We start from the raw sequence: 12,744 nt of genomic DNA, 5'->3' as shown, positions 1-12,744 counted from the left end.
AAAATAAGCATCGCTGAAAATACTAACGTATTTTGATTACCCTTAAAATCTACCTCTTAAGCTAAATTCTGGTCATTACGTTTATTCAAAATATTTGTGAGGCTATAAATATATTGCGCTCTAAGCTTAAAAGTTTCAAAACCTAAAGATACGCCAATAGTTCCATTAATATTAAATCGAGACACCTCAGAAATATCGTTTGCTGTAATCTTATTTTTAGCCATCTACTATATAATTTTCTTTCATTTCATCTTGTAAATCTAAGTAGCTATTGTATTGTAACATTAGACCAGCATCAATAGAAAAATACTTTTTAATGATTTTTATGTGACCTATAAGTGCAATTTGTGCTGTGAATATTTTATAGTTTAAAAACTCTGCGGTAGTACCTCCTAAGAAAAGGTAGTGCTGCGAGTTTTAATTGATTTTTCGCAAGCTGAATGTTATAACTCACATTATACCATCGGTGTGGCAAATCTACCGTGGTAGAAAATCCTGCTAACCAACCGTTTCCGGATTCTGTTGCTAAATCATCCGTGTCTATTTTAAATGGTGTTAGTCCTGGTAAATCCCTATTCCGTTTTGTATGCGATAGTTTTGTGCTGTACTCATTGTAACAAAAAGCGTACTAATAGCGACAAATATTTGAAATGATTTTATTTTCATAGCTGTTGAGGGCTTTCTGAAACAAACCTAATAAAAACTTAGATCAATCAATTTTATTTTACATTTATGTCGCCTGCTCTTAAAATATACTTAAATTTAGTTTCATTTCGTATTTCATTAACCATTAAAACATAAAATATGTCTTATTACTTTTACCCTATTATTCTAATTGGTGTAGTTGTTTTATTGTCTGCCTTCTTTATCGTGAAGCAACAAACCGCTACTGTTATTGAACGTTTTGGACGCTATCAAAGCATTCGTCAATCTGGTTTACAGATGAAAATTCCGTTAGTGGACCGCATTGCGGGTAGACTAAGCTTGAAAATTCAACAATTGGATGTTTTAATCGAAACAAAAACTTTAGATGATGTATTTGTGAAAATTAAAGTTTCTGTTCAATATCTTGTTATCAGAGATAAAGTTTATGACGCTTTTTACAAGTTAGAATATCCGCATGACCAGATTACCTCATTTGTATTTGATGTAGTCCGTGCTGAAGTTCCTAAAATGAAATTAGATGATGTCTTTGTTAAAAAAGATGATATTGCTATAGCAGTAAAACGCGAACTTCAAGAGTATATGTCTGAATATGGATACGACATTATCAAAACATTAGTAACTGATATTGATCCAGATGCACAAGTAAAAGCTGCAATGAACAGAATTAATGCTGCGGATCGTGAAAAAACAGCTGCACAATTTGAGGGTGATGCTGCGCGTATCCTAATTGTAGAAAAAGCAAAAGCAGAAGCAGAAAGTAAACGTTTACAAGGTCAGGGTATTGCAGACCAGCGTCGTGAAATTGCTCGCGGACTTGAAGAATCTGTTGAGGTGTTGAATAAAGTGGGAATTAATTCTCAAGAAGCTTCTGCGCTTATCGTTGTAACACAACATTACGACACCTTACAATCTATAGGCCAAGAAACAAATAGCAATCTTATTTTATTACCAAATTCACCTCAAGCCGGAAGTAATATGTTAAATGATATGGTGGCTAGCTTTACAGCAAGCAACCAAATTGGTGAGGCTATGAAAAATGCAAAAAACAATAAAAAAGAAGAATAATTTTATCTAATTTTTTATATATAAAACCTCGAAGTTATCCTTCGAGGGTTCTATTTTTATTACAGGTAATTTAAACCCATCCACATAGGATTGCTCCCATAATTGTAAGTACAAGTGTCCAGTAGCCAACGTTTATAAAAATATGCTTCCATGATTTTCTTTCAAACAAGCCGTTGGTACCCATAATTGGTAATACAATGAATATTCCAGCTAATAAACCGTGTAATGCGCCGTGTTTATAAGTTCTAAAATTAGTGCCATAGTCGTCCATAAACGCTTGAAAAGATGGTAAGATGCCTTCAACTGTTGGATCGCCGCCAATCATTTGTACTGCACCTGTTTGGTGAATGGTTAAAAACTGTAAAAAAAAGGATAATAAAACCGAAAAAATGAGTGATAAAACAAAAATAACAGCCATATTTCCGCTTTTCATCTTTTCTTCAGTCATGCCAGATTCTCGCATCCAAACGTTTCCAAAAAGCGCTGGATTATACCATAAGAATCCTATAACTAGAGGTACAAGACCAGCAACCGCTATTGCTAAATAATTAAATTCCATTTGATTTGATTTTTAGTTAGTAATATTTAAAAATACAAAAAAACCTCTAAGAGCATTCCTAGAGGTTTTTTTAATATATCATTTTTAGAAAACTTCTTACGCTATTTCATTTGCTTCAGCAACTAATATTTCGTTTTTATCATCTTTTGCTTTGGCTATAAAATCGTCAATATTAGCATTGCGTTGTAAGCCATTTTTAAGCTGTTCTTTTAACGCAATCAAAACTGCGACACGTGTGCCTACTTTTTTTACTGCAGTACCAAATAACGCTTCTAACTCTTCGTAAGCAACGTTTTTGGCTAAGACTTGTATTTCTGCTTTTGCTTTTAATTGTTTTTCTTCAGGCAAATTAGTGTACTTTTTTCCTAATTGTTGGATAACACTAATAGCCTTACGCTTTTGCTGAGGTTGGTTTTGTTGTTGATTTTGGTTTTGTTGTGGCTTTTGCTTTGACCAACTATCTCGTAAACCAACAGTTTTATTAAACACCAAAGCGCCTGGTTTAGAATCGTTATCTACATTGAAATATCCTAAACGTTGAAACTGAAACCGCTCTCCTACTTCTGCATCTGCTAAGCTTGGTTCTAAATATCCGATTTTTACTTTCAGAGAATTTGGGTTTATGAACTCCATAAAATCCTTGTCATTATGACTATCAGGAGCTTCGTCCATAAATAAGCGGTCGTATTCTCTAATCTCTGCTGGAATTGCGTGTTTTACAGAAACCCAGTGCAATGTTCCTTTGACGCGTTTTTCTGTATCTGTAGAGTACGTACAGTGAATTTCTGTGACATTACCTTCTTTGTCCTTTACAACATTATTTGCTTGTATGATATAAGCATTTTTTAGGCGGACTTCTCCTCCTAGTTTTAGTCTAAAAAACTTGTTACTCGCTTGTTCTTTAAAATCTGCTTTTTCAATATAGATTTCTCTTGAGAAAGGAACTTGACGCGAACCTGCTTTATCATCTTCAGGATTATTTTCTGCATCTAACCACTCCTCGTTTCCTTCAGGATAATTGGTAATTATAACTTTTACTGGATCTAAAACCGCCATCACACGGTTTGCAGATTTATTTAAGTCTTCACGTACACAAAATTCTAAAAGCGAAACATCAATTATGTTTTCACGCTTTGCAACACCTACTTTTTCTATAAACTGACGTATAGAATTTGGTGTATAACCTCGACGGCGCAAACCAGAAATAGTTGGCATGCGTGGATCGTCCCAACCTGTTACGATACCTTCTTCTACCAAACGCAATAGTTTACGCTTACTCATGATTGTATAACTAAGATTTAGCCTCGCAAATTCTCTTTGCTTTGGAGGTATTGGTAACTCTTCTTTTGCATAGTCATACACTTGTTCTTTAAACCAATTGTAAAGTTTTCTGTGTGGTTTAAATTCTAAGGAACATAAAGAATGTGAAATCTGCTCAATATAGTCACTTTCGCCGTGCGTCCAGTCATACATTGGGTAAATGCACCAATCATTACTTGTTCTGTGATGATGTGCGAATAAGATTCGGTACATTATTGGGTCGCGCATCAACATATTTGGGTCTTCCATATCAATCTTTGCACGAAGGACATGTTCTCCTTGTTTAAATTTACCGTCTTTCATACCTTGGAAAAGCTCCAAATTTTCTTCAACAGTTCTATTTCTATAAGGTGAATTGGTACCGACTTGTGTAGGCGTTCCTTTTTGTTCGGCCATGGCTTCTGAAGATTGTGAATCTACATAGGCGTTGCCATCTTTAATCATTAAAACAGCCCAGTCATATAGTTTTTGAAAGTAATCTGAAGAGTATAATTCATTCTCCCACTTATATCCAAGCCACTCGATATCTCTTTTAATAGCATCAACATACTCTTGCTCTTCTTTTGCTGGATTCGTATCATCAAAACGAAGATTAACAGGTGCATTATACTTTTCACCCAAACCAAAACTAATACCTATAGCTTTTGTGTGGCCAATGTGTAAATAACCATTAGGTTCTGGAGGAAAACGAAATCGAAGATTTTCCTTCGGGAGACCGTTGGCTAAATCTTCTTCTATGATATGCTCAATAAAATTGAGTGATTTTGATTCTTCTAACATTGCAAAAAATTAAAGTGTAAAATTACATAAAAATGTAACAAAAGCCTTTGTTTTTCTACTTATAGCTTGAACCTAAACAACCAAAAATTATGAGTTATATCTGTCCAAAATGTGATAATACCACCTACGACGTTGGAGAAATGCGTGCAACTGGTGGCACATTGTCTAAAATATTTGATGTCCAGAATAAAAAATTTACTTCTGTCACTTGTAAAAAATGCTCTTACACTGAGTTTTTTAAAGCAAAAACTAGCGCCTTGAGTAATATTTTTGATTTGTTTACCAACTAAGCTTCTCGATACAAATTTCTTTCAGAAATTCACTCGAAGTGACGTAGAGTAATATTATTTTTGCTTTATGGGAATAATAAAAGTCGAAAATATCCGTGTGTTTGCTCATCATGGTTGTCTACCTGAAGAAACTAAAATCGGAAGTGATTATCGTGTAGATTTAGAAGTAAAGGCTAACTTAAAAACCTCGGCAAAGACTGATGAACTATCTGATACAGTTGACTACGTGTTTTTAAATAAGGTAGTTAGAGAGGAAATGGCACAACCTTCAAAACTCCTAGAAACTGTAGCTAAACGGATTTTGAACCGAATATTTTCTGAAGATCAGATGGTTTCTAAAGCCACAGTAAGTGTGAGCAAAGTAAACCCACCAATAGCTGGAGACGTGGAAATGGTTACTATTAAAATGACCGAAAAGCGAAAAAAGCATACTAAGTAGTGTAAAACTGTAAATATTTTTATATTTGCCAACGCATATTAGGTGTCGTGGCCGAGTGGCTAGGCAGTGGTCTGCAACACCATCTACAGCGGTTCGAATCCGCTCGACACCTCAAAAAAACCTTCAGCAAATGTTGAAGGTTTTTTATTTAATATTTTTAACAATGCTTTTATGGCTGTGAATAAATATCTTCGAATTGTATGAATACAAAAGAAATAATATCAAAACTATATAACCTTAAATAATTAATCTTTTACTGGATTAATCTTTTCAATCTGTTTCTTGCTCTTCTCATATACATCAGGAAATAAACCTTGGGTAAGTAAAATAATACCAAAAACTAGGATTGCTAAAGCCACAATTTTCTTTGTTTTATAAATTCTACGTGGCGTTAACTTTGTGCGCAATCTTTTTGCGGCTGCAATCTTAAATAAATCTACAATGAAATAAGTAATAAGCATTGTGGTAATAAAGACAAGAGTTCCATTCTCTGATTCAGTTAAAGATGTCCCAATAACTATAAAACCAAGCCAACCTAAGAGAACACCTATGTTGATAAAGTTAAGTAAGAATCCTTTTATAAAAAGCTTTCCATAACCTTTTTTTATTTCGACTTTATGGTATTCTCTAACAATGGCGCGGAATGATTTAGAGGTTTTAACGAAAGAAATAACACCGTAAGCCACCAAGAGCACACCTCCAAAAACAAGGAAACTAGGGTCATCTTTTATTTTTTCAACGATTTTATTGGTGCTATAAAAGGCTGCTGCTATAAAAACAATATCTGCAAGTATGACTCCGAAATCAAAAATTAGTGCACTTGTAAATCCTTTTGTTGCACTTGTTTCTAACAGTACAAAAAATACTGGCCCTATGGTAAACGCCAAGATTATCCCAAACGGAATTGCTGTTAATATATCGTCGAACATGTAAACGTCACTAGTTTACACAAATGTAGTAAAGAAAATAGGAATTCTAGGTTAATGTTTTAGAAGAGATTCTTCGTTTTACACTTCGACAAGCTCAGTGCAACACTCTGAATGACATAAAAAATTACATGCGTTTTACACGACCTCCAAGTACAGTTTTTTCGTCTATTTCTTTTGGGTCACCGTAAATGTAAACATCGCCACCTGCTCTTACTCTCACCTCTACAAACTCTGAAGCATTTACTCTAGCTTCTCCAGCTGCGTTAATTGATACTTCAGTATTTTCTGTTTTAAACTCTTCGCCATCAAATTTACCAACAGTATAAATGCTTATGTCTAGATTCTTTGATGTTCCTGTAAGATTAATAATTCCTCCAGTGACAGCTCTCACGTTTGTATATGTTGATTTTACATCCGCTGTGATTTTTCCACCTTCTTGAGCTTTAAACTTTATATCAAATTGGTCTATTGTGCCGTCGATTTTTATTTTTGCACCTTCATTAGCGTCAATGACATCTACTGATGTATAATATAAAAGAATTTCTATGTCATTTCCATCATAAGACTCTTCTAATTCCATACGTATTTTTAGTGTTCCATTTTTATTTAAAACCTGAACATTTCTTCTGTTAGCGCCTTCGATTACAACTTGGTTTTTATCAGATTTAATCATTTTTACATTTATTAAATCAAATACTTTTACTTCAGTAAATTCTCCTACTTCTTTAACGATTGGGCTCTGAGCAGAAAGAGTTGTTGTAATTACTAAAGCGATAATGGTTATTAAATTTTTCATTAATGGATAATTTTTTTAATTATACGTTTACTAATAACAAAGATTATGCTAAACTATAATTGTTACAGTTTTTATTTGAAACGAATAATTTTTTTACTAAAAAACCAAGTTAATTGCACTTCTTTCCTTGATTGCTTTTCAATTATTTTACGTCTTGGTGATAGAATAGCCGCAGCTACAGCTGAGATGATTCCTGAGATGGGACCTTCAGTAAGATTAAAAACCCCTCTTACTCCAAAGAAGACAATTAAAAATATAACGAGGAATATAAGAATAGAAATAAGAATAGTTTTAGTATTAGAATTCATAGTGCTATACTAAAATTTTTACAGCTGTACCAGTTACCGAAACCATAGGATAATTAGTAGTGGTTAACTCTATTTCTATCTTAATACCAACAATCGCGTTAGCACCAAGCGCTTTTGCGTTTTCAGTTAATGTTTTGAATGCTCTTTCCTTAACAGCATCAACGCTACTTTGAATTTTTTTATAATATTTTGAAGTACTAAAACCAGAAGATAACGTTTCATCATTAATAGCTACACCTGTAACTATGCCTAGATAATCAGCAATTTTAAATCCTTCAATTGTATTGGTTGTTGTTAATATCATAGTTTTTTTGTTTTTAGATAAGCAGTCCATAAATCATGGGGGTTATTAACAGATAAATCTACCTTACCACAAGACCCACATATTTGTGCCTTTAAAGCTCCTTTTTCAAATTTATTAAAAAGAACTCTATCTGTTGTTTTTATTTCTACTGATAAATCATTTTTAGCATTTCCGTGACCAAAGTCAACAATTCTCATGTCGTGGATGAGTTTTGAAGAACCACAGGCTGAACAAGTTTCTGATTTCATGTTTTATAGAAGTTTAAGTTTCTATATATGTAAGAGATATAGTCTATTTGTTACAGTAATTTAATCCTCAGGTTTACCAACCATAAAGAAATCAAGATGCTTCTTCACTAAATCAGCACTTTTAACTTTTACAATTACTTCATCTCCAAGTTGATACGTCTTATCTGTTTTTTTACCAACCATTGCATATTGGTCTTGGTCAAAATAATAGTGGTCATCTCTCATATCACGAACAGAGACCATACCTTCGCATTTATTAGAGATAATTTCTACATAAATTCCCCAATCGGTTACACCAGAAATAACGCCTAAAAACTCCTCGTTTTCATGGTCTTGCATAAACCTAATTTGCATGTATTTAATAGAATCACGTTCTGCTTTAGTTGATAGATTTTCCATATCACTACTATGACGGCATTTTTCTTCGTAAATCTCTTCGTTTGCAGATTTACCGCCATCTAAATAGTGTTGTAATAATCGGTGCGCCATTACATCTGGATAACGTCGTATTGGTGATGTAAAATGACTATAATAGTCAAAAGAAAGCCCATAATGTCCAATATTATTTGTTGTGTATTCTGCCTTAGACATTGTGCGAATGGTTAAGGTATCTACAAGATTTTGTTCTTTTTTACCAACGACGTCTTTTAGTAAATTATTTAAAGATGATGCGACACTATTTCTATCTTTTAAATTGAGTTTATGTCCAAAACGTCCAACAACAGTTTGAAGTTGAGCTAGTTTAGCTTCGTCTGGCTCGTCATGCACACGATAAACAAACGTCTTTTTTGGTTTTTGTTTTCCTATAAATTCAGACACCTTTCGGTTAGCTAATAACATAAATTCTTCAATGAGTTTATTCGCATCTTTAGTGGTTTTAAAGAATACTCCTATTGGATTAGCGTCTTGGTCTAAGTTGAATTTTACTTCAACCTTATCAAAAGAAATAGCACCATCGCGCATACGTTGTGAACGCATTTTTTTTGCTAAACGGTCTAAAACTAAAACGGCTTCAGCAATTTCTGGTTTTGTTTTGTATGTTTCTCTGGTTAAGGAAACTTCTGAAGGAATTTGGGTATTTAATTGAGACGCTTGTATTGAACTCAAACTAACTTTAGTGTTATTTTCAATAATAGCTTGTGCTTCTTCATAGGCAAAACGCGCATCAGAATAAGTTACTGTTCTTCCAAACCATTGGTCTTTTATTTCGCATTTATTATTCATTTGAAACACTGCAGAAAACGTATATTTTTCTTCATGTGGTCTTAATGAACATGCACCATTTGATAAACGTTCTGGTAGCATAGGCACAACTCTATCTACTAAATAAATGGAGGTTGCACGTTCGTAAGCTTCGTCATCTAAAACGGTATCTGGTTGTACATAATGAGAAACATCTGCAATATGAATTCCTATTTCGAATAAGCCATTTTCAAGAACTTTAAAAGATAAAGCATCATCAAAATCTTTAGCATCTTTTGGATCAATAGTAAAGGTTAAATCTTTACGCATATCTCGACGCTTATTAATCTCGTCTTCTTTTATAGTAATATCAATGTTATTAGCGTATTCTTCTACTTCATGAGGGAATTCTGCTGGTAGACCATATTCTGCTAAGATGGCGTGTATTTCTGTACTGTGTTCTCCTGGTTTTCCTAAAACTTTAAGGACTTTTCCGTAAGGTGAATCTGCTTTTTCTGGCCAATCGGATAGTTCTACTAGGACTTTATCTCCATCTTGAGCTTTATTAATCTTATTTATTGGCACAAAAATATCTTTGTACATCTTGTTACTATCTGGAACTACAAAAGCAAAATTCTTTTTGTCTTGTATTTGTATGGTTCCAACATATTCAGACTTTGCTCGCTTTAGAATATTGGTTATTTCTCCTTCTTGCTTTCCGCGATGTTTACGTTTGTAAGCGTAAAATTCCACTTCATCACCGTGTAAAGCTTTATTTGTATTATTTGAAGCTATGAAAATATCTTGTTCAAAATCATCACTGATTACATAACCATTTCCTCTAGAAGATGCGTCGAATTTACCAACATGGTATTCTGCTGTAACTACAGCTCTAAATTTACCTCTATCGACTTGTTCTATATCACCTTTAGAAGTGAGTTTAGCTAAAGTTTTTATAATTTGGTTACGGCTACTAGCATCATTTACACCAAGTATAGCCGCTATTTGTTTATAATTAAATGATTTGTTTCGTTCTTTTTTTAGTATACTTAAGATTGTATTTGTAAGGTTAGAAATTCCTTTTTTGGATTTCTTTGTTCTTCTTTTTATCATTTATAAATTTGTCATTTCATTTTCCTGAAAAGTATCAGGAATTCTTTCTAATTTGACTTAATATCAGGTGAAGAATTATATTAAGTTTAAGACAAAGCTAAGGTATTAATATTTAATAGTGTTATTTTGATGTAAAAGACGAGTAAAATTACAGGTCTTTTTGCACTAATTATGCTATTATATCATTTGTTAATTGATTGTCCTTTTTTAATCATAAATTGAAAAATATAATGATTTCTCTGTCATTTAGAGCGTGGTCACAGAGCGTAGTCACAGAGCGTAGTCGAAGTGTAGTCGAAAAATCTTAAGTGTTGTTTTACAAGACATTTCGACTTTAGTTTATGCTGAGTATAGTTAAAGTACTCAATGTGACAGAATGAGTTTAAAATTTTAATTAGTACTCATTACGGACATTCAATTTATTTATATTAAAAAAAAACATAGCTATATTAATTGAATCTAATATTTACAGGATTCTAATTTTTTTAGAGTTATCCACATTTATACTATACATATCATTTTTCTTTTAAAATTTAAAAAATATAATGATGGTTATTATAGGGTGTTAATAGCGGTATAACTTTTTAAGGGCTTTGTTGTAAAAACGACTTACTGTTTTCTATTAACAAGTTATTAGAGATGTAAGGCTTTATAAATCAAAGAGTTTATTAAAACTATACACAGTTGTTAATAAGCTAAATTAACTTCTATTTTTTAATAAGTTAATATAATTTAAACGTTAGTATCAACGCTATTTAGTCTGAAAAGTTAACTATAAATAAACACTAACTTTTTTGGTAAATAAGATTTAATTCTTGGTTGTAAATTTTATTGAGAAAATAAAATTTTACTTCTAAATACTTGTTAACACTTATTAACAAGTAATCAATAACTCTGTTAACCAGTTTGAAATAATTGTAACTTTGTGTTATTATAAATATTATTTAAGATTATGACAATTTCTATAGGAAACGATCACGCAGGGCCAGATTACAAAGCCGCAATTGTAAAGCATCTTGAAGCTAAAGGAATCACTGTAAAAAATTATGGTACAGATGCTTTTGATAGTGTGGATTATCCAGATTTTGTACATCCAGTAGCAAAAGATGTAAATGATGCTAAAGTAGATTTTGGAATATTAATATGTGGTAGTGCCAATGGCGTTGCTATGACAGCAAATAAATATCCAAATGTACGTGCAGGTATTTGTTGGATAAATGAAATTACAGAATTGACACGCCAGCATAATAATGCTAATATTATTTGTATCCCCGCACGTTACACTGCAATTCCGCAAGCTATAAAAATGGTGGATACTTTTTTAAATACTGAATTTGAAGGTGGACGTCATCAAAATAGAGTTGATAAAATAGCAATGAATTGCTAAAATGGGTCACGGTCATTCTCATAATCATCATAATTCAAAAGGCCGTAATCTTCTCATTTCTATTGTCTTAAATATTTCTATTACAGTTGCTCAAGTTATTGGCGGTATACTTTCTGGAAGTTTAGCACTTTTAAGTGATGCTCTTCACAATTTTAGTGATGTAATTTCACTTATCATCAGTTTTGTTGCTAATAAATTAGCAAAACAAAAAGCATCAGTAAAACGGACTTTTGGTTATAAGCGAGCTGAAATTTTAGCAGCTTTTATTAATGCTTCAACTTTAGTAATTGTTGCTGTTTTACTCATTTTTGAAGCTATTAAACGTTTTAAAAATCCTGAAGAAATAGAATCTAACTTAGTTATCTGGTTGTCTTTTATTGCAATTTTAGGTAATGGTTTTAGTGTGTTATTACTAAAAAAAAGCGCTAACGATAATATGAATATGAAAAGCGCTTACCTTCATCTATTAACCGATATGATGGCAAGTGTTGCGGTTTTAGTTGGTGGACTTTTAATGAAGTTTTATCAGGTTTATTGGGTAGATAGTGCGCTCACTTTAGCTATTGCTATTTACCTCATTATCATGGGATGGGATCTACTTAAAAGTTCTACTAAAGTATTAATGCTTTTCACCCCAGAAGATTTACAAATTGATAATATTATAAAAGATATTCAAAATTTTGATAAGATAAAAAACGTACATCATCTGCATATTTGGCAATTGAATGAAGAAGAAATTCATTTAGAAGCTCACATTGACTTTAATGAGGATATAAAACTATCAGAATTTGACATCGTTCTTAACAAAATAGAAGAGTTAATACACCATAAATATAATATTAACCATGTCAACATTCAGCCAGAGTATAGTAAAAGGGATAGTAAATCTGTAATTGTACAAGACTGAAATGTTTATTTCGTAGGTAAAGTTTGCATTTTATACCTATTTTGATGTGTGTGAGATTTTGTTATTTATTTTGGGATGAGTTATACTTATAGAGACAAGCCTAGGGCAAACGCATCTAAAAAAGTTTATTTTTCGGATATAAATCACTGATATTCAGTTGGTTTTTAAGATTAAATTTTGTATATTATATTGATAATCAATATTTTATGTACTTTGAAAACAACAAACAAATTAGTTTCTATTTTTAGTCAAGTAGACGATCCTAGACGTGATTTAACAAAGCTTCACAAGTTAAATGACATCCTTCTTATTGGTATTATATCAGTTATTTGTGGAGCAGATTCTTGGAATGAAATGGAACTCTATGCTCAAGAAAAAGAAGATTTTTTAAGAACTTTTTTGGAATTACCTAATGGTATTCCTTCTCATGACACGCTTAATCGTGTATTTT

At 32.3% G+C, this 12,744-nt stretch carries 15 protein-coding genes and 1 tRNA gene; 7 read left to right on the top strand and 9 right to left on the bottom strand.

Annotation, left to right across the window (positions count from 1 at the left end):
- Positions 1–56: 56 nt before the first annotated feature.
- Entirely contained in the window at positions 57–224 is a 168-nt protein-coding gene (locus HKP48_RS05600) for a hypothetical protein (RefSeq protein WP_296343697.1), read from the bottom strand.
- A gap of 580 nt (positions 225–804) precedes the next feature.
- On the opposite strand from HKP48_RS05600, the gene HKP48_RS05595 reads away from it, so the two are divergent.
- Positions 805–1,731 (top strand): SPFH domain-containing protein, encoded by a 927-nt coding sequence (locus HKP48_RS05595; RefSeq protein ID WP_296343695.1) that lies wholly within the window; start codon positions 805–807, stop codon positions 1,729–1,731.
- Between the two features lie 70 nt (positions 1,732–1,801).
- Here HKP48_RS05595 and HKP48_RS05590 read toward each other — a convergent pair whose 3' ends face one another.
- Entirely contained in the window at positions 1,802–2,290 is a 489-nt protein-coding gene (locus HKP48_RS05590) for a DUF1761 domain-containing protein (protein WP_296343693.1), read from the bottom strand.
- 96 nt (positions 2,291–2,386) lie between these two features.
- Positions 2,387–4,390 (bottom strand): glutamine--tRNA ligase/YqeY domain fusion protein, encoded by a 2,004-nt coding sequence (locus HKP48_RS05585; protein WP_296343691.1) that lies wholly within the window; start codon positions 4,388–4,390, stop codon positions 2,387–2,389.
- A gap of 89 nt (positions 4,391–4,479) precedes the next feature.
- Here HKP48_RS05585 and HKP48_RS05580 point away from each other — a divergent pair, with 89 nt between their 5' ends.
- From HKP48_RS05580 to HKP48_RS05570, 3 genes are all read left to right on the top strand, one after another.
- Positions 4,480–4,680: a zinc ribbon domain-containing protein gene (locus tag HKP48_RS05580; RefSeq protein ID WP_296343689.1), complete on the top strand. Its 201-nt coding sequence runs from the start codon at positions 4,480–4,482 to the stop codon at positions 4,678–4,680.
- A 67-nt stretch (positions 4,681–4,747) separates the two neighbouring features.
- On the top strand, positions 4,748–5,119 hold the full coding sequence (folB, locus tag HKP48_RS05575; protein ID WP_296343687.1) for a dihydroneopterin aldolase: 372 nt from the start codon (positions 4,748–4,750) through the stop codon (positions 5,117–5,119).
- A gap of 41 nt (positions 5,120–5,160) precedes the next feature.
- Positions 5,161–5,231, top strand: a tRNA-Cys gene (locus HKP48_RS05570).
- 133 nt (positions 5,232–5,364) lie between these two features.
- Here HKP48_RS05570 and HKP48_RS05565 read toward each other — a convergent pair.
- The 6 genes from HKP48_RS05565 to HKP48_RS05540 all read right to left on the bottom strand — a co-directional run bounded on the left by HKP48_RS05565 (position 5,365) and on the right by HKP48_RS05540 (position 9,999).
- Positions 5,365–6,048, bottom strand: coding sequence for a LysE family transporter (locus HKP48_RS05565; RefSeq protein ID WP_296343685.1), 684 nt, complete (start codon positions 6,046–6,048; stop codon positions 5,365–5,367).
- Between the two features lie 124 nt (positions 6,049–6,172).
- On the bottom strand, positions 6,173–6,844 hold the full coding sequence (locus HKP48_RS05560) for a head GIN domain-containing protein (RefSeq protein ID WP_296343684.1): 672 nt from the start codon (positions 6,842–6,844) through the stop codon (positions 6,173–6,175).
- 71 nt (positions 6,845–6,915) lie between these two features.
- Positions 6,916–7,152, bottom strand: coding sequence for a hypothetical protein (locus tag HKP48_RS05555; protein ID WP_296343683.1), 237 nt, complete (start codon positions 7,150–7,152; stop codon positions 6,916–6,918).
- A 4-nt stretch (positions 7,153–7,156) separates the two neighbouring features.
- Positions 7,157–7,456, bottom strand: a complete 300-nt coding sequence (locus HKP48_RS05550; RefSeq protein ID WP_296343681.1) for a heavy metal-binding domain-containing protein — start codon at positions 7,454–7,456, stop codon at positions 7,157–7,159.
- A complete protein-coding gene (locus tag HKP48_RS05545) occupies positions 7,453–7,704 on the bottom strand; it encodes a hypothetical protein (RefSeq protein WP_296343679.1) in 252 nt (83 codons plus the stop codon). The genes HKP48_RS05550 and HKP48_RS05545 overlap by 4 nt, the downstream gene beginning before the upstream one ends.
- A 60-nt stretch (positions 7,705–7,764) precedes the next feature.
- Complete coding sequence (locus tag HKP48_RS05540; RefSeq protein ID WP_296343677.1) at positions 7,765–9,999, bottom strand: RNB domain-containing ribonuclease; 2,235 nt, start codon at positions 9,997–9,999, stop codon at positions 7,765–7,767.
- A 952-nt stretch (positions 10,000–10,951) separates the two neighbouring features.
- On the opposite strand from HKP48_RS05540, the gene rpiB reads away from it, so the two are divergent.
- The 3 genes from rpiB to HKP48_RS05525 all read left to right on the top strand — a co-directional run.
- Positions 10,952–11,386, top strand: a complete 435-nt coding sequence (gene rpiB, locus HKP48_RS05535; RefSeq protein WP_296343674.1) for a ribose 5-phosphate isomerase B — start codon at positions 10,952–10,954, stop codon at positions 11,384–11,386.
- A 1-nt stretch (position 11,387) separates the two neighbouring features.
- Positions 11,388–12,293, top strand: a complete 906-nt coding sequence (locus HKP48_RS05530) for a cation diffusion facilitator family transporter (protein WP_296343672.1) — start codon at positions 11,388–11,390, stop codon at positions 12,291–12,293.
- Between the two features lie 213 nt (positions 12,294–12,506).
- Positions 12,507–12,744 (top strand): transposase family protein (locus tag HKP48_RS05525; protein ID WP_296343670.1); only part of this gene is annotated, 238 nt, incomplete at its 3' end.

Source organism: Winogradskyella sp. (assembly GCF_013042245.1).
Lineage (GTDB): Bacteria > Bacteroidota > Bacteroidia > Flavobacteriales > Flavobacteriaceae > Winogradskyella.
This window is presented reverse-complemented; position numbering and strand designations above follow the sequence as displayed.